Origin of the sequence: Streptomyces sp. NPDC052012 (assembly GCF_040689265.1) — a bacterium.
Taxonomy (GTDB): Bacteria; Actinomycetota; Actinomycetes; order Streptomycetales; family Streptomycetaceae; genus Streptomyces.
Genome location: NZ_JBFAXA010000009.1, coordinates 51,325 through 66,425, shown reverse-complemented (window position 1 = coordinate 66,425; position 15,101 = coordinate 51,325). Strand labels below are relative to the sequence as shown.

General features: G+C 70.5%; 19 protein-coding genes. 9 read left to right on the top strand and 10 right to left on the bottom strand.

The genetic code is table 11. From position 1 onward, the window contains the following. Positions 1-40: 40 nt before the first annotated feature. The 3 genes from AB0412_RS17605 (at position 41) to AB0412_RS17595 (ending at position 2,309) form a co-directional block, all read left to right on the top strand. Positions 41-220 (top strand): DUF6104 family protein, encoded by a 180-nt coding sequence (locus AB0412_RS17605; protein WP_028420339.1) that lies wholly within the window; start codon positions 41-43, stop codon positions 218-220. Between the two features lie 135 nt (positions 221-355). Next, a complete protein-coding gene (locus AB0412_RS17600) occupies positions 356-1,282 on the top strand; it encodes a DUF4097 family beta strand repeat-containing protein (protein WP_366403461.1) in 927 nt (308 codons plus the stop codon). A 1-nt stretch (position 1,283) separates the two neighbouring features. Further along, positions 1,284-2,309, top strand: coding sequence for a helix-turn-helix transcriptional regulator (locus tag AB0412_RS17595; protein ID WP_366403460.1), 1,026 nt, complete (start codon positions 1,284-1,286; stop codon positions 2,307-2,309). 7 nt (positions 2,310-2,316) lie between these two features. On the opposite strand, the gene AB0412_RS17590 is transcribed toward AB0412_RS17595, so the two are convergent. The 4 genes from AB0412_RS17590 to AB0412_RS17575 all read right to left on the bottom strand — a co-directional run bounded on the left by AB0412_RS17590 (position 2,317) and on the right by AB0412_RS17575 (position 5,615). Further along, positions 2,317-2,874: a Clp protease N-terminal domain-containing protein gene (locus AB0412_RS17590; RefSeq protein ID WP_366403459.1), complete on the bottom strand. Its 558-nt coding sequence runs from the start codon at positions 2,872-2,874 to the stop codon at positions 2,317-2,319. Further along, positions 2,874-3,083 (bottom strand): HTH domain-containing protein, encoded by a 210-nt coding sequence (locus tag AB0412_RS17585; RefSeq protein WP_366403458.1) that lies wholly within the window; start codon positions 3,081-3,083, stop codon positions 2,874-2,876. Before AB0412_RS17585 ends, AB0412_RS17590 begins: the two co-directional genes overlap by 1 nt. A 112-nt stretch (positions 3,084-3,195) precedes the next feature. After that, a complete protein-coding gene (locus AB0412_RS17580; RefSeq protein ID WP_260827135.1) occupies positions 3,196-4,161 on the bottom strand; it encodes a zinc-binding dehydrogenase in 966 nt (321 codons plus the stop codon). A 206-nt stretch (positions 4,162-4,367) separates the two neighbouring features. Continuing rightward, on the bottom strand, positions 4,368-5,615 hold the full coding sequence (locus AB0412_RS17575) for an NADP-dependent malic enzyme (protein ID WP_366403457.1): 1,248 nt from the start codon (positions 5,613-5,615) through the stop codon (positions 4,368-4,370). A gap of 591 nt (positions 5,616-6,206) precedes the next feature. Between AB0412_RS17575 and AB0412_RS17570 the strand changes: the two genes are divergently transcribed. Genes AB0412_RS17570 through AB0412_RS17560 form a run of 3 tightly spaced genes read left to right on the top strand, consistent with a single transcriptional unit; the run spans position 6,207 to position 8,943 of the window. Further along, positions 6,207-7,169, top strand: a complete 963-nt coding sequence (locus tag AB0412_RS17570; protein ID WP_366403456.1) for an ABC transporter substrate-binding protein — start codon at positions 6,207-6,209, stop codon at positions 7,167-7,169. Between the two features lie 32 nt (positions 7,170-7,201). Further along, on the top strand, positions 7,202-8,140 hold the full coding sequence (locus AB0412_RS17565; protein ID WP_366403455.1) for an amino acid ABC transporter permease: 939 nt from the start codon (positions 7,202-7,204) through the stop codon (positions 8,138-8,140). Next, the gene (locus AB0412_RS17560) at positions 8,137-8,943 is read left to right on the top strand and encodes an amino acid ABC transporter ATP-binding protein (protein ID WP_366403454.1); all 807 of its coding nucleotides are present in this window, start codon (positions 8,137-8,139) and stop codon (positions 8,941-8,943) included. Before AB0412_RS17565 ends, AB0412_RS17560 begins: the two co-directional genes overlap by 4 nt. A gap of 98 nt (positions 8,944-9,041) precedes the next feature. Here AB0412_RS17560 and AB0412_RS17555 read toward each other — a convergent pair whose 3' ends face one another. Beyond that, positions 9,042-9,845 carry a class I SAM-dependent methyltransferase gene (locus tag AB0412_RS17555; protein ID WP_366403453.1) on the bottom strand — a complete coding sequence of 268 codons (804 nt, stop codon included), beginning with the start codon at positions 9,843-9,845 and terminating at the stop codon, positions 9,042-9,044. Between the two features lie 101 nt (positions 9,846-9,946). Here AB0412_RS17555 and AB0412_RS17550 point away from each other — a divergent pair, with 101 nt between their 5' ends. Further along, positions 9,947-10,579, top strand: a complete 633-nt coding sequence (locus tag AB0412_RS17550) for a CGNR zinc finger domain-containing protein (protein ID WP_366403452.1) — start codon at positions 9,947-9,949, stop codon at positions 10,577-10,579. Here the strand turns inward: AB0412_RS17550 and sodX are convergent. Further along, entirely contained in the window at positions 10,480-10,917 is a 438-nt protein-coding gene (gene sodX, locus AB0412_RS17545) for a nickel-type superoxide dismutase maturation protease (protein WP_366403451.1), read from the bottom strand. The two genes, AB0412_RS17550 and sodX, sit on opposite strands and share 100 nt — an antisense overlap. 145 nt (positions 10,918-11,062) lie before the next feature. On the opposite strand from sodX, the gene sodN reads away from it, so the two are divergent. Both sodN and AB0412_RS17535 read left to right on the top strand, forming a co-directional pair. Continuing rightward, positions 11,063-11,458, top strand: a complete 396-nt coding sequence (sodN, locus tag AB0412_RS17540) for a superoxide dismutase, Ni (RefSeq protein ID WP_141312035.1) — start codon at positions 11,063-11,065, stop codon at positions 11,456-11,458. 124 nt (positions 11,459-11,582) lie between these two features. Continuing rightward, the gene (locus AB0412_RS17535) at positions 11,583-12,323 is read left to right on the top strand and encodes a VOC family protein (RefSeq protein WP_366403450.1); all 741 of its coding nucleotides are present in this window, start codon (positions 11,583-11,585) and stop codon (positions 12,321-12,323) included. Here the strand turns inward: AB0412_RS17535 and AB0412_RS17530 are convergent. The 4 genes from AB0412_RS17530 to AB0412_RS17515 form a co-directional block, all read right to left on the bottom strand. Then, positions 12,269-12,475, bottom strand: coding sequence for a hypothetical protein (locus AB0412_RS17530; RefSeq protein ID WP_366403449.1), 207 nt, complete (start codon positions 12,473-12,475; stop codon positions 12,269-12,271). The two genes, AB0412_RS17535 and AB0412_RS17530, sit on opposite strands and share 55 nt — an antisense overlap. A gap of 26 nt (positions 12,476-12,501) precedes the next feature. Further along, positions 12,502-13,086: a dihydrofolate reductase family protein gene (locus AB0412_RS17525; RefSeq protein WP_366403448.1), complete on the bottom strand. Its 585-nt coding sequence runs from the start codon at positions 13,084-13,086 to the stop codon at positions 12,502-12,504. Positions 13,087-13,163: 77 nt separating this feature from the next. Continuing rightward, the gene (locus AB0412_RS17520) at positions 13,164-13,766 is read right to left on the bottom strand and encodes a GNAT family N-acetyltransferase (protein ID WP_366403447.1); all 603 of its coding nucleotides are present in this window, start codon (positions 13,764-13,766) and stop codon (positions 13,164-13,166) included. A gap of 198 nt (positions 13,767-13,964) precedes the next feature. Further along, positions 13,965-15,062 carry a family 2 encapsulin nanocompartment cargo protein polyprenyl transferase gene (locus AB0412_RS17515; RefSeq protein WP_366403446.1) on the bottom strand — a complete coding sequence of 366 codons (1,098 nt, stop codon included), beginning with the start codon at positions 15,060-15,062 and terminating at the stop codon, positions 13,965-13,967. Between the last annotated feature and the right edge of the window lie 39 nt (positions 15,063-15,101).

Genomic DNA, 15,101 nt, shown 5'->3' with positions numbered 1-15,101 from the left:
GGTGCGGCCCGCCCGTTTCCCGCCACTTATCCTTGACGGCATGTACTTCACCGACCGTGGCATCGAGGAACTGGAGAAGCGGCGCGGCGAGGAGGAGATCACCTTCGAGTGGCTCGCCGAGCAGCTGCGTACGTTCGTGGACCTGAACCCCGACTTCGAGGTCCCGGTGGAGCGCCTGGCGACGTGGCTGGCCCGTCTGGACGATGAGGACGACGAGTAGGTCCGCGCGTCCCCCTTCGCGACTCACCGGCCGGCTGTGCCCTGATCACCCGAACGAGTGCCTTGACTTTCCCTGCCCGCGATATATCGTGAATCACGTAATACGCGATATGGCGCGTGTCTAGGAGGTCCCACCATGTCCGAGTGGTCCGTCGCGGAGCCCACGAAGCTCACCTTCGACGAGCCCGTGACCGAGCTCCATGTGCGCATCGTCAACGGCACGGTGAACGTGGTGGGCACGGACGAGAGTTCCGCCCGGCTGGAGGTCTCCGAGATCGAGGGACCGCCCTTGATCGTCACGCAGGAGGGCGGCACGCTCACCGTGGCCTACGAGGACCTGCCGTGGAAGGGCTTCCTCAAGTGGCTGGACCGCAAGGGCTGGCGCCGCAGCGCGGTGGTCTCCCTGGCCGTCCCGGCTCGCACGCGCGTGGAGGTCGGCGTGGTCGGTGCCGCCGCGGTCGTCTCCGGCCTCCGCGGCCCCTCGGTGGTCAAGGGCGTCACCGGCGACACGACCCTGGTCGCCCTGTCCGGCCCGGTCCGCGCGGACACGGTGTCCGGAAATCTGGAGGCCCAGTCGGTCACCGGCGATCTCCGCTTCAACTCCGTCTCCGGCGACCTCACCGTGGTCGACGGCTCCGGCTCCTCGGTCCGGGCGGACTCGGTCAGCGGCTCGATGATCGTCGACCTCGACCCCGACGGCCCCACGGACGTCCGGCTCACCAGCGTCTCCGGTGAGATAGCGGTCCGCCTCCCCTACCCCGCGGACGCGGAGGTCGAGGCCAACACCGCGAGCGGCGCCGTCTCCAACGCCTTCGACGACCTCCGGGTGCACGGGCAGTGGGGTGCCCACAAGATCACCGGACGGCTGGGCGCCGGCACCGGCAAGCTGCGCGCCACCACCGTCTCCGGCTCCATCGCCCTGCTGCGCCGCCCACCCCGCGAGGACGACCACGAGCCGTGGGACGCGCCCCCCGCCCCCACCGGCACCCCGGACGCCCCGGAGACCCCGGACGCCCCGGCCGACGACCGGACCGACGGCCCGACCGACAAGAAGGTGCTCTGACATGCCTCCCGTCTTCGCCCACGGCCGCCTCCGTCTCTACCTGCTCAAGCTGCTGGACGAGGCCCCGCGACACGGCTATGAGGTGATCCGTCTCCTCGAAGAGCGCTTCCAGGGCCTGTACGCGCCCTCGGCCGGCACGGTCTATCCCCGCCTGGCCAAGCTGGAGGCTGAGGGCCTGGTCACCCACACCACCGAGGGCGGCCGCAAGGTGTACTCCATCACGGACGCCGGCCGCGCCGAACTGTCGGACCGCAGCGGTGAACTGGCCGACCTGGAGCTGGAGATCCGCGAGTCGGTCGCGGAACTGGCCGCGGAGATCAAGGCGGACGTCCGCGGTGCGGCGGGCGACCTGCGCCGCGAGATGCGCGCCGCGGCCGGCAAGGCCCGCCGGACCGGCGCAGCCACCGACGACGACCCCCTCCTCGGCGACTTCACGGGCCTGACGGACAAGGACGCCTGGCGTGCCGCCAAGGAGGAGATGCGCCGTGCCAAGCAGGAGTGGAAGGAGCAGGCCCGGCGCGCCAAGGACGAGAGCCGCCGCTCCCGCGAGGAGGCGCAGCGTGCCCGCCGCCAGGCGAAGGAGGCCCAGGAGCGGGCCCAGCAGGAGGTGCAGCGCATCGCCCGGCGGGTCCAGGACCAGATGCAGGACCACTTCTCCCGAGGCGACTGGCCGACGGGTCTGCGCGAGGGCCTGAGCGAACTCATCAAGGAGGTGGGCGACTTCGGCATGGGCACCTGGGCCGGCAAGGAGGCGACAGCCGACGCCACGAGCCGCCCCACGTACTCCCAGACCCCCGAGGACCTCCCCGCCGCCTACACCCCCGGCTGGGCCCACGAGGGCGCGACGGACACCACCGGCGACCCGGCGCGCGACCTGGACCGCCTGCTGGACCGCTTCCGCGACGACATCCGCGACGCGGCCCGCGACCACGGCATCACGCAGGATCAGCTCCGGGACGCCCGCCGCCATCTCTCCACGGCAGCGGCCCACATCGGCGCCCTCCTCCGCGCCCCGAAGAGCGGTTGACCCCCCGTCACCCCGCCTTGGCCTCGCCGCCCCCGTACAACACCCGGGTCACGGACTCGTACGTCACCCCGTGATCGGCGAGCACCTCGGCGGGGACGCCGGGTCGGCTGGTGAGGGCGAGGAGGAGGTGCTCGTCCCCGATGTGCCGGTCCCGGTGAGCGAGGGCGATGCGCAGGGACTTCTCCAGAACCTCCTTGGAGCCCTTCTCGAACGGCCGATGCCCCGACCAGCGGACCCGCCGCTCCCCTGACATGGCGCCGACCCCGTGCACCTCCTCCACCCGGGCCACGATCTCCGACACATCGATCCCGAGCCCGGCGAGAGCGTCGGTCTCGGCCTGCGTCAGCCCGGCCCTGCGCCGGGCCTCCTCCAACGCCGCCCGCACGGATTCCCTCCGCTCGGCGAGGCCCAGGGCGGCCAGCGCGAACGACCCCCGGCTCCCCTCCCCCTCGATCAGGGCGAGCAGCAGATGCTCGGGCGCGACGGACGCCGCCCCCACCGCCTCCGCCTGTTCGACCGCCCCCTTCACCACGGCACGGGCGTCTTTGGTGAACCGCTCGAACATCAATGCCTCCCGTACTTCTTGTGCACGGCCTGCCTGCTCACTCCGAGCTCGCTGGCGATCTCCTGCCACGACCACCCTTGATTGCGCGCACTGCGCACCTGCACGGCCTCCAGCTGCTCCAGCAGCCTCCGCAACGCGGCGACGGCCCGCAGCCCGACCCGTGGATCGCGATCCCCGGCCCGCTCGGCCAGATCGGTAGCCTCACTCATGCTGTCAACCTACATTGACAGGACCCACGCGTCAACCACAGTTGACAAACCGAACGGCCGGCCCGCACCCGGACCGGCCGTCAGCAGCAGAACGAACTTCAGCGGCAACGAACTACCGATTGGTGAGCACGATCTTCCCGAACAGCTCCCCCGAAGCCATCCGCTCGAAGCCCTCCCGGGCCCGGTCCATCGGCAGCACCTCGTCGATGACGGGCCGCACCCCCGTGGCGGCGCAGAAGGCGAGCAGATCCTCCAGCTCGTCCTTGGTCCCCATCGTGGACCCGACGACCTTGAGCTCGAGGAAGAAGATCCGCGTCAGCTCGGCGTGCGAGGGCCGGTCGCCGCTCGTGGCCCCCGAGATCACCAGCGTCCCCCCGGGCCGCAGGGACTTCACCGAATGGGACCACGTGGCGGCACCCACGGTCTCGATCACCGCGTCCACGCGCTCCGGAAGCCGCGCACCGGACTCCAGCGCCTCCACGGCCCCGAGCTCAAGGGCCCGCTTCCGCTTGGCCTCGTCCCGGCTGGTGGCGTAGACCCGCAGCCCGGCGGCCTTGCCTAGCACGATGGCGGCGGTCGCGACACCGCCCCCCGCGCCCTGCACCAGCACCGAATCACCGGGCCGCACACCGGCGTTGGTGAACAGCATCCGGTACGCGGTCAGCCAGGCGGTGGGCAGACAGGCGGCCTCCTCGAAGGAGAGCTCCTTCGGCTTCGGCAGGACGTTCCAGGTCGGCACGGCCACCTGCTCGGCGAAGGTGCCCTGGTAACGCTCCGTCAGGATGGACCGGGGCTCGCGGGGACCCACCCCGTGGCCGCTCTGCCCGATGACGGAATGCAGGACGACCTCGTTGCCGTCCTCGTCGACGCCGGCGGCGTCGCAGCCGAGGATCATCGGCAGCTTGTCCTCGGCGAGGCCCACGCCGCGCAGGGACCACAGGTCGTGATGGTTGAGGGAGGCGGCCTTGACCGTGACGGTACTCCAGCCGGGACGAGCCTCGGGAGCCGGTCGCTCTCCCAACTCCAGACCGGAGAGCGGCTGGTCGCGGTCGATTCGGGCAGCGTAGACAGCGAACATGAGGTCGACGATAGGTTCCCGACGCCACGAATAGGAACCGACCCGGCCTGTGAGACACACCCTCTTGCCAGGACGCCACCGCATTGATCGTGAACGCGGGCTCAGCGGCCCCGCGTCACCCGCCCGGCCCAACGCCCGACCCAAAAGTCCGGCCCCGCCCCCACCAACCGGGGACGGGGCCGACACGACCGGCGGCACTCGACGCCTCAGCGTCGGGCAACCCCCTCCGCCCGAGCAGCCGCGGCCACCGCCGCGGTCACCGCCGGGGCGACCCGCTCGTCGAACGGAGACGGAATCACGTAGTCGGCCGCGAGATCGTCGCCGACCACCGACGCCAGCGCCTCGGCTGCCGCCAGCTTCATCCCCTCGGTGATCCGGGAGGCCCGCACCTGCAACGCTCCCGCGAAGATCCCCGGGAACGCCAGCACGTTGTTGATCTGGTTCGGGAAGTCCGACCGACCGGTGGCGACGACCGCCGCGTACTTGTGCGCGACCTCGGGGTGCACCTCAGGGTCGGGGTTGGCCATCGCGAAGACGAACGCGCCCTCCGCCATCGACGCCACCGCGGCCTCGGAGACCGTCCCACCGGAGACCCCGATGAACACGTCGGCCCCGGCCAGCGCCGCCTCCAGTGACCCGGACAGCCCAGCCTTGTTCGTGAACGACGCCAGCTCGGCCTTGATCGGCGTGAGGTCGTCCCGGTCCCGCGACACGACCCCCTTGCGGTCGGCCACCGCGACGTCCCCGATCCCGGCCTCGACCAGCATCTTCGCGATGGCGACCCCGGCCGCGCCGGCGCCCGAGATCACCGCCCGCAGATCGCCCAGCGCCCGGCCGCTCAGCCGCGCCGCGTTCCGCAGCGCCGCCAGCGTCACGACCGCCGTACCGTGCTGGTCGTCGTGGAAGACCGGAATGTCCAGCCGCTCCTGCAGCTTCCGCTCGATCTCGAAGCACCGGGGCGCCGAGATGTCCTCCAGGTTGACGCCTCCGAAGGACGGCGCCAGCCGCACCACGGTCTCGACGATCTCGTCCACGTCCGTGCAGCTCAGCGCAAGCGGCACCGCGTCCACTCCGCCGAACTGCTTGAACAGGATCGCCTTGCCCTCCATCACCGGGAGGGACGCCTCGGGCCCGATGTCGCCGAGCCCCAGCACGGCCGTACCGTCCGTCACGACGGCGACGACCGACGACTTCCACGTGTAGTCATGGACGAGGTCCGGCTGCTCGGCGATCGCGCTGCACACTTTCGCGACGCCGGGCGTGTACGCCAGGGACAGGTCGTCCTTGTCACGGACCGGCACGGTGGCCTGCACAGCCATCTTGCCGCCGCGGTGCAGCGCGAACGCCGGGTCGAAGGAGTCGAGGGACGTGAGGGGCTCTGCCCCGCCGTCCTGCTCGCTATGTCCGCTCCCGGTCTCACTGTCGCTGCGAGGATTCACAATCTCCGCTGCCACTTGGTTTTACCCCTTAAGTGTTCATGGTTTGAGGGTTAGCCACTCCTGGTGAGGGGTGGGCGGGACCGCGCAAGGCCCGATGGGTTGATGCGTACGGGCCAAACACGACGGGCGCGCCGCACACGCGCCCTGAGCCCCGGATGAGGGGTGTAAAGAACCTTCTTACCGGACGGACGCCACCGGCGACGAGTCCATAACGCGAAGGTCACATGACGGCGCCAGGACTCATCGCCCAATTTCAGGACAAGACCTGGACAAACGCTCGGCAAGCGCTCGAGCCGCACCAAACACCGCGGCCGGCTCCTCACACTCTTCCCGTCCACCGAAGATCTTCCGGCCGGAATGAGAGATTCCCGCAGACCGTCCGGCCGGGATGCACCCAGGTGACGCGCTTCGCCGGTCACCCGTTATCCGATTTTGACATTGCTCACCCCCTGAATGGCGCAGTCCGAATGGCAAGATGCGGTAATCACACGAGGTCGCGACACTCGAAGGCGTGTGCTCTCGTCGACCCATGGCGCTGCTGTACTCGCTGTGCAAGCAGTCGCCGGCCCCATCGGCAACTCCACCCATCCGCCGGAGGAACCCACCATGACCGCAAGCACCACCCGTCGTACCACCGCCGCACGCTCACGGATTGCAGCGGTCGGCGCGATCGCGGTCGCAGGCGCACTGCTTCTCACCGGCTGCGGTGACCAGACCAAGGACAACGGCTCGGACAGCACGGACGGCGCGTCCGCCGCCGCGGCCCCGCTCGCGGACAAGCTGCCCCAGGCCATCCGCGACAAGGGTGTCATCAAGGTCGGCTCGGACATCGCCTACGCCCCGGTCGAGTTCAAGGACAGCTCCGGCAAGACGGTCGGCATCGACCCCGACCTCGCGGCGGCCATGGGCAAGCAGCTGGGCGTCACGTTCGAGTTCGAGAACGGCACGTTCGACACCCTCATCACGGGTCTGCGTTCCAAGCGCTACGACATCGCGATGTCCGCGATGACCGACACCAAGGACCGCCAGGAGGGCATCGACTCCGAGACCGGCAAGAAGGTCGGTGAGGGCGTCGACTTCGTCGACTACTTCACGGCCGGCGTGTCGATCTACACCAAGAAGGGTGACGACCAGGGCATCAAGACCTGGTCGGACCTGTGCGGCAAGAAGATCGTGCTGCAGCGCGGCACGGTCTCCGAGGACCTCGCCAAGGCCGAGAACAAGAAGTGCCCGGCCGGCAAGAAGATCACCATCGAGGCCTTCGACAACGACCAGCAGGCCCAGACCCGCCTGCGCGCGGGCGGCGCCGACGCCGGCTCCTCGGACTTCCCGGTCGCCGCGTACGCCGTGAAGACCTCCGGCGGCGGCAAGGACTTCCAGCTCGTCGGCGAGCAGGTCGAGGCCGCCCCGTACGGCATCGCGGTCGCCAAGAACAACGCGGAGCTGCGGGACGCCCTGAAGGCCGCGCTGGACGCGATCATCAAGAACGGCGAATACCAGAAGATCATGGACAAGTGGGGCGTCGCCGAGGGCGCCGTCAAGGAAGCCACGATCAACGGCGGCAAGTGACCGCGAGCGAGCGGCACTGAAAGGCAACACCCGTGACAGTTGACACTGACAAGACACCGGGCCCGGCCGACACTCCGCCGGCCGGCCCGGAGGCCATCAAGGCCATCCCGGTCCGGCACTACGGGCGATACGTCTCCGCCGTTGTCGCGCTCGCCCTGCTGGCGGCCGTCGTCTACGCGTTCTCCCAGGGCAAGATCGAGTGGGGGGCGATCCCGGACTACTTCTTCGACGACCGCATCCTCGACGGTGTCGGCAAGACGCTGCTGCTCACCGTGCTGGCCATGGCGATCGGCATCGTGGGCGGCATCGTGCTCGCCGTGATGCGCCTGTCGAAGAACCCGGTCACCGCGTGGATCGCGTGGTTCTACATCTGGTTCTTCCGCGGCACCCCGGTCCTGGTCCAGCTGATCGTCTGGTTCAACCTGGGCCTGGTCTTCGAGTACATCAACCTCGGGCCGTTCTACAAGGACGAGTGGTCGGACTTCATGACCCCGTTCCTGACGGCTCTGCTGGGTCTCGGCCTGAACGAGGCCGCGTACATGGCGGAGATCTGCCGCGCCGGTCTGCTCTCGGTCGACGAGGGCCAGACCGAGGCGTCGCACGCGCTGGGCATGAGCCACTCCAAGACGCTGCGCCGGATCGTCATCCCGCAGGCGATGCGCGTGATCGTGCCGCCGACGGGCAACGAGGTCATCAACATGCTGAAGACGACCTCGCTGGTGTCGGTCGTCCAGTACCCCGAGCTGCTCCGGGCGGCCCAGGACATCGGCCAGACCTCCGGCGCCCCGGCCGAGATGCTGTTCCTGGCCGCGGCCTGGTACCTGCTGCTGACCTCGGTCTTCAGCGTCGGCCAGTACTACCTTGAGCGGTACTACGCGAAGGGCACCACGCGCCAGCTGCCGCCGACGCCGATGCAGAAGATCAAGGCGAACCTGCTCTCCCTCGGCCGCCCGAAGGGAGGCACGGCATGACCGACAAGCTCAGCAAGAAGGAAACGCCCGCCAAGGACACGACCGTGCCCATGGTGAAGGCGGAGGGCGTCCACAAGTCCTTCGGCATGGTGGAAGTCCTCAAGGGCATCGACCTGGAGGTCAAGCAGGGTGAGGTGTTCTGCCTCATCGGCCCCTCCGGCTCCGGCAAGTCGACCTTCCTCCGGTGCATCAACCACCTGGAGAAGATCAACGCCGGCCGCCTCTACGTCGACGGCGAGCTCGTCGGCTACCGCCAGAAGGGCGACAAGCTCTACGAGCTGAAGGACAGCGAGGTCGCGCTGAAGCGCCGGGACATCGGCATGGTCTTCCAGCGCTTCAACCTGTTCCCGCACATGACCGCGCTGGAGAACATCATCGAGGCGCCGATCCAGGTCAAGGGCGTGAGCAAGGCCCAGGCCAAGGAGCGGGCGCGGGAGCTTCTCGACCGCGTGGGCCTGGCCGACAAGGCCGGGAACTACCCCTCGCAGCTCTCCGGCGGCCAGCAGCAGCGCGTGGCGATCGCCCGGGCGCTCGCGATGGACCCGAAGCTGATGCTCTTCGACGAGCCGACCTCGGCCCTCGACCCCGAGCTGGTCGGCGACGTCCTGGACGTCATGCGGGACCTGGCCGAGTCGGGCATGACGATGGTCGTCGTCACGCACGAGATGGGCTTCGCCCGTGAGGTCGGCGACAGCCTGGTCTTCATGGACGGCGGCGTGGTCGTCGAGTCGGGCAACCCGCGCGACGTCCTGACGGACCCGCAGCACGAGCGCACGAAGGCGTTCCTGTCCAAGGTCCTCTGAGCGTCCGAGGCGCTAGGAGCGGACACACGGACATACGAAGGGGCGGTACGGATCCCGTACCGCCCCTTCGCATTCCCCTCCGGCCGGTCCCCCTCCGGCTACTTCAGCGCGAGCAGCAGCGTGTCCGACGGCGAGCACCACACCGGCCGGGCCTCCGCGAAGCCCTGCTCGCGCAGCACGCGCGCGTGCCACGCCGCCGACGGCGTATCGCCCTCCGCGTGCTCGCCGTAGATCTCGAAGCGGCGGGCCGTCGGTCCGGCCAGCACCGGGTCCTGGGCGGCGAGCTGCCACCACTGGGTCCAGTCGAGGGCGCCGTCCCGCTTGGCCTGATCCATGCGGGCGTGGCGCTGTGCGCGCTCGGCGGCGTTGATCCTGGGCGTCGTCTCGTCGATCATGTGGTCCGCGTTCATGAAGACACCGCCGTCGCGGACCAGCCCCGCGATGTGCCCGTAGAGGTCCGCGAGGGGTTCCCGGTGCAGCCAGTGCAGGGCCGTCGCGGTCAGTACGGCGTCGTAGGAGTCGTACGGCAGCTGGGTCGCCCAGTCGGGGTCCTTGAGGTCGGCGGTGACGAAGGTGACCCGCTCGTCGCCCTCGAAGGTGCCCTCGGCGATGGCGAGCAGGGCAGGGTCCAGGTCGACGCCGGTGCTGGTGGCGTCCGGGAACCGGGCGAGCAGCCGGGCCGTGATACTTCCCGTGCCGCACGCGAGGTCCAGTACGCGGGGGGCGGTGCCGACGAGGGCCTCCACCATGTCGAGCATGACCCGGAACCGTTCCTCCCGGTCGGGCATGTACCACTCCTGCTGCCGGTCCCAGCTCTCCTGCCAGGCGTGCCAGTCGGCACCGCCGGTCGCGGTGTACGTGGTGTCCGTGCCCGTCCCCGCGCCGCTGCCGATGTCCGTCATCGAGCCCACTCCCTCGCACACGTCACGTAATACCCTGAAAGCACGACCGTCTGTTACCCGACCGCACGCACGACCATAGAGCCCCTGCGTAAGGACTACAAGTGGAACTGGCCTATTACTCGGACTACGCCGTACGCCTCGTCAACACCGAGGAACCGGCCCGGGGCAAGGACACCCTGAACTCGGTGGAGGCCGTGCGCGACCTGTTCGGCGGCAACCAGTCGGCCGCCCGCCGCGCGACCGAGGCCGACGTGACCCGGTTCCGCTCGGTCCGGGCCCGGCTGCGCGCGGTCTTCGAGGCGGCGGACGCCGGTGACGAGACGCTCGCCGTGGACCTGCTGAACTCGCTCCTCCTGGAGTTCCCGGTGAGCCCGCAGATCTCCGGCCACGACTTCCGCGACGACGACGGCCGCCCGCTGTGGCACATGCACCTCGCCGACCACCCGTCCAACGCCACCGCCGGCTACGCCGCCATCGCCGCGATGGGCCTGGCGTTCCACCTCACGGAGTACGGCGTGGACCGACTGGGGCTGTGCGAGGCAGCGCCGTGCCGCAACGCCTACCTGGACACCTCGACCAACCGCTCGCGCCGCTACTGCTCCGACCGCTGCGCCACCCGCGCGAACGTGGCCGCCTACCGCGCCCGCAAGCGCCTGGAGGCCGACCGGTCGGAGGAGAACACCGGCCGGGCCGCGGAGAGCGCCCAGCCCAGCAGGGCCAGCGGCGACCGCTGAGCGGCCTTGCGGGGCCGGTACCGGAAGCGCACCTTCCCCAGCACCAGCTCGTCGGGCACCGTCCCGTAGTCGGTGCTGTCACCCCCGGCGTAGGAGTTGTCCCCCAGCACCCACCATCCGCCGTCGCGCCGCTCGGCGGCCCGCTTGACGACGAGCAGGTCCTGCTGGAACGGATGCCGCAGCACGACGACGTCACCCACGCGGACCCGGGCCCCGTAGTGCACCAGGAGCCGGTCCCCGTGATACAGCGTGGGCACCATGGACGGCCCCGTCACCTCGGCCACCCCGAAGGGCAGCGCCGCCCTCGCCCGCTCGGCGTCCTGCGACAGCTCCGGCATCACCCGGCACCTCCCCGGTCTTTCCTCCACCAGTCTCAGTGTGACCCCGGACTTTTGTCCTAAGCCTGTGGGGGCACTCGCGAAAACGGGTCTCGCAGGGAGTAATGTCCCCCCTGAGAAGACGATCACGAGGAAGGAATGCTCCATGCTTTCCCGCCTGTTTGCCCCCAAGGTCAAGGTCAGCGCGCACTGCGACCTGCCCTGCGGCGTGTACGACCCGGCCCAGGCCCGCATCGAGGCGGAGTCGGTGAAGGCCATCCAGGAGAAGATGGCCGGCAACGACGACCCGCACTTCCAGGCGCGTGCCACCACCATCAAGGAGCAGCGCGCGGAGCTCGCGAAGCACCACGTCTCCGTGCTGTGGAGCGACTACTTCAAGCCGCCGCACTTCGAGAAGTACCCGGAGCTGCACCAGCTGGTCAACGACACCCTGAAGGCCCTGTCGGCCGCCAAGGCGTCGACGGACCCGGCGACCGGCCAGAAGGCGCTGGACTACATCGCCCAGATCGACAAGATCTTCTGGGAGACCAAGAAGGCCTGACCCGGCCGCAGCCGCGTGTGCGTGACCGGCGATCGGTGCACCATCGCAGGTCCCTGGGCATCCCGAAGGGCCCGGCCGTACTCACGGCCGGGCCCTCCGGTGTGTGCCGATCTACGATCGAGCGATGACGATCCGCTGGACGTACGCCTACATCGACCGGCCCGCCGCGCACCGGGAACGCGCGGCCGCGTTCTGGACGGCGGTGACGCACACGCGCCTGTCCGAACCCCGGGGCACCGACGGCGAGTTCGTGACGCTCGTGCCGGACGGCGCGGACCCCTGCGTCAAGCTGCAGGCGGTCGGCTCGGGGGAAGGCGGGGCTCATCTCGACCTGTGCGCCGATGACGTACCGGAGTTCGTCGCGACGGCGCTGCGGCTCGGTGCGCGCACGGTCGCGGAGCACGACGGCTGGTCCGTACTGCGCTCCCCCGCCGGTCAGTTGTTCTGCGCGGTGCCGTGGCACGGGGAGTCGGTCCGGCCGGGGATCGTGCGGGGCAGCCGGCTGGACCAGGTGTGTCTCGACACCCCGCCCTCGCTCTTCGGCGCCGAAGTCGCCTTCTGGAGCGCTCTGTTGCCCGGCCGGCAGAGCCGTCCCGGTTCCCTCCCGGAGTTCCACGTGCTGGCCCCGCCCGCCGGCCTGCCCGTCCGCATCCTCCTCCAGCGCCTGGCCGACGAGCGCCCCGCGTCCGCTCACCTGGACCTGGCCTGCACGGACATCGCCGCGACCCGAGCCCGGCACGAGGAGCTCGGCGCCGCGGTCGTGGCCGCGTTCGACCACTGGACGGTGATGCGCGACCCGGCAGCCGGCACCTACTGCCTGACCGGACGCGACCCCGAGACGGGCGGCTCGTCCGGCCGCTCCTGAACCGGCGGCTGCTCGCCGGGCTTGCCGCACTCGGCGTTGCGGCACGGCCCGGGCGTCCAGGTCGGGACCCATGCGCCCAGCGTCTTGTGGCGCCGGACGACCATCTCCACTGGCTGTCCGCACGAGGGACAGACCGGCTGTTCGCTGGCCATGTCCTCAGGGTAGGCCCGTGCGTGGCTCAGCGCTTCCTGGTGTACGTCCGCACCACCGCGCCGTTGCCGAAGCTGCGCACCGACTCCAGCGCGAACTGCATCATGGGGAACTCGGCGGCGAACATCGGCATGCCGGCGCCCAGCACGATCGGGTAGCTCTTGATGACCATCTCGTCGATCTCCCCGGCCAGTTCCCCGGCGATCCGGGCGCCGCCGCACAGGTAGATGTCGTACGCGCTGTCCTCGGCCTTCAGCTCGCGGACCCGGCCGACCAGGTCCTCGGAGACGATCTCGACGTTCGGGTCGGGTGACTCGGTGAGCGTGCGGGAGGCGACGAACTCGCGCAGGTGGGCGTAGGGGCTGGTGATGCCCTCCTTCAGGGCGAGGTCGTAGCTGGCCCGGCCCTGGATGATCGTGTCGAACCGTCTGTTCGGCAGGTCGTCCACGCCGAGGGCGCGACGGCCGTGGGTGGCGATGGTCTCCGGGTACTCCGTCTTCAGGTACTCGAGGAACTCCTCGTCGACGAAGGGGTACATGGCCGACGCGTCGCCGCTCGGGTCGCCGATGAAGCCGTCGATGGAGCAGGCGATGAAGTAGGTGAGCTTTCGCACGGTGATCTCTTTTCCTGGCAGCGCTTCTTCGTGAACAACTCCAGTTGTAGTACTTCATGTGTAGTGGTCGCAAGGGTTTATCCGACGCGAGGTTCGCGCCACATCGGCCACATGTGCGGGCCGTCGGGGAGGAGCAGGGGCTCACCGGCGAGCGCGAAGCCGAGGCGCTCGTAGAGGCGGCGGCTGCGCTCACTGCTCGCCTCCAGATACGCGGGGAGCCGTTCCTGGTCGCAGCGGTCGAGGACCGAGGCGATGAGCGCGGTGCCGAGCCCCTCGCCCTGCCGGTCCGGGGCCACGCCGATCATCCACAGGTACTCGTGGGCCCGTCCTGAGGGGTGGATGCCCGCCGTCAGCCTGCCGATCTGCTCCACCCGCTCGTTGTCCGGGTCGACCGCCTGCCGCACCTGCGCGGGCCCGTCGTCCTCCTCCCCCTCACCGTGCTCGTCCGCCGGTACGGACATCCACAGCGCGCACGCCGAGCCGTCCTCGGTGACGTCGATGCGCCCCTCGGCCAGCACGATGTCGGTGAACGCGGCCATCAGCCGGTGGTGCGTCCTGCGCCGGTACTCCTCGCCGGGGAACACCCAGCCGCTCACCGGGTCGTTCTGGAACGCCTCGTCCAGCAGCCGGACCACCAGCTCCCGGTCCCCGTCCCCAGCCGTCCGGATCGCCACACCCATGTCCGCCCCTTCGTCTCAACCGTCTTTGTCCGTACGGGGGTTGAGCCTATCGGTGGGGGCAATGGGACGGGTGACGCAGAGTGCGGGTGACGCGGACGGCGGGCCCCGCACACCGTGGGGAAGTGCGGGACCCGCCGGGACCGGAGCCACCGAGGGCCGTGCGGGGTCAGGAGCCGCGCGGCGCGGTGGGTCCGGGTCTCAGGCGGTGCGCCGGGTCACGAACTCGGCCAGCGACAGCAGTCCGCCGGCCGCCTCCGGGTCGGGCACCGCGCGTGCCAGTTCCTGCATCGCCCGGGCCATTCGGTCGGCCGCCTGGGCCTGCGCCCAGTCACGGCCGCCGGCCCGATCCACGGCCGAGGCGATGCGCTCCAGGTCCTCCTTCGCGTGCGGGGCCGCGTAGAGCGCGGCGAGTTCGGTGGCCGCCGGCGTGCCGGACGTCAGCGCGGCGACCACCGGCAGGGACTTCTTGCGGGCGGCCAGATCCGCGCCGGCGGGCTTGCCGGTGCGGCGGGGGTCGCCCCATATGCCGATCACGTCGTCGATCAGCTGGAAGGCCAGCCCGGCCTCCCGTCCGAACGCGTCCAGGGCCCGCACCTCGGCGTCCGGGGCGCCCGCGTACAGCGCGCCGAGTGCGCAGGCGCAGCCGAGCAGGGCGCCCGTCTTGGCCTCGGCCATGGCGAGCGTCTCGTCGAGGGTGACCTCGTCCGGGGCGCGCCGTTCCATGGCGGTGTCCGTGTGCTGGCCCGCGCACAGTTCGACGACGCAGTTCGCGAGCCGGGACGCCGCGACCGGGGCGGCGGGATGCCGGTCCTCGGCGAGCAGCCGCAGGGCGAGCGCCTGGAGGGCGTCCCCCGCGAGGATCGCGTCCGCGTCGCCGAACACGGTCCACGCGGTGGGGCGGTGGCGGCGGGTGGTGTCCCGGTCCATCACGTCGTCGTGCAACAGCGTGAAGTTGTGGACCAGCTCCACCGCGGCGGCCGCCCGCAGCACCGCAGCGCGGGCGCGAGGTCCGCCGAGGGCGGCGGCCGCGGCGAGCACCAGGGCCGGGCGGATCGCCTTGCCGGAACCGCCCGCGGCCGGGCTGCCGTCCGCGTGCTCCCAGCCGAAGTGGTAGCGCGCGATCCGGCGTATCGGGCCGGGCAGCGAGCCGATCGCGGCCTGCAGCACCGGGTCGACCTCGGCCCGCGCCAGCTCCAGCAACGTCGTCGCCTCGTGCCCCTCGGCCGGACGCTGCCCGGGATCCGGCCCGCCCAGGCGCGCGAGCCCCGCCGTGGACTCCGTCTTGAGCTCCGTCATGGACTCACCCCTGCGACCGTCTCGGAGGATGAGCGACCG

Excerpts from the sequence above, each read along its gene's own strand:
- AB0412_RS17605 (WP_028420339.1), top strand. The coding sequence starts at position 41 with ATGTACTTCACCGACCGTGGCATCGAGGAACTGGAGAAGCGGCGCGGC.
- AB0412_RS17600 (WP_366403461.1), top strand. The coding sequence starts at position 356 with ATGTCCGAGTGGTCCGTCGCGGAGCCCACGAAGCTCACCTTCGACGAG.
- AB0412_RS17595 (WP_366403460.1), top strand. The coding sequence starts at position 1,284 with ATGCCTCCCGTCTTCGCCCACGGCCGCCTCCGTCTCTACCTGCTCAAG.
- AB0412_RS17590 (WP_366403459.1), bottom strand. The coding sequence starts at position 2,874 with ATGTTCGAGCGGTTCACCAAAGACGCCCGTGCCGTGGTGAAGGGGGCG.
- AB0412_RS17585 (WP_366403458.1), bottom strand. The coding sequence starts at position 3,083 with ATGAGTGAGGCTACCGATCTGGCCGAGCGGGCCGGGGATCGCGATCCA.
- AB0412_RS17580 (WP_260827135.1), bottom strand. The coding sequence starts at position 4,161 with ATGTTCGCTGTCTACGCTGCCCGAATCGACCGCGACCAGCCGCTCTCC.
- AB0412_RS17570 (WP_366403456.1), top strand. The coding sequence starts at position 6,207 with ATGACCGCAAGCACCACCCGTCGTACCACCGCCGCACGCTCACGGATT.
- AB0412_RS17560 (WP_366403454.1), top strand. The coding sequence starts at position 8,137 with ATGACCGACAAGCTCAGCAAGAAGGAAACGCCCGCCAAGGACACGACC.
- AB0412_RS17555 (WP_366403453.1), bottom strand. The coding sequence starts at position 9,845 with ATGACGGACATCGGCAGCGGCGCGGGGACGGGCACGGACACCACGTAC.
- sodX (WP_366403451.1), bottom strand. The coding sequence starts at position 10,917 with ATGCCGGAGCTGTCGCAGGACGCCGAGCGGGCGAGGGCGGCGCTGCCC.
- sodN (WP_141312035.1), top strand. The coding sequence starts at position 11,063 with ATGCTTTCCCGCCTGTTTGCCCCCAAGGTCAAGGTCAGCGCGCACTGC.
- AB0412_RS17535 (WP_366403450.1), top strand. The coding sequence starts at position 11,583 with ATGACGATCCGCTGGACGTACGCCTACATCGACCGGCCCGCCGCGCAC.
- AB0412_RS17530 (WP_366403449.1), bottom strand. The coding sequence starts at position 12,475 with ATGGCCAGCGAACAGCCGGTCTGTCCCTCGTGCGGACAGCCAGTGGAG.
- AB0412_RS17520 (WP_366403447.1), bottom strand. The coding sequence starts at position 13,766 with ATGGGTGTGGCGATCCGGACGGCTGGGGACGGGGACCGGGAGCTGGTG.
- AB0412_RS17515 (WP_366403446.1), bottom strand. The coding sequence starts at position 15,062 with ATGACGGAGCTCAAGACGGAGTCCACGGCGGGGCTCGCGCGCCTGGGC.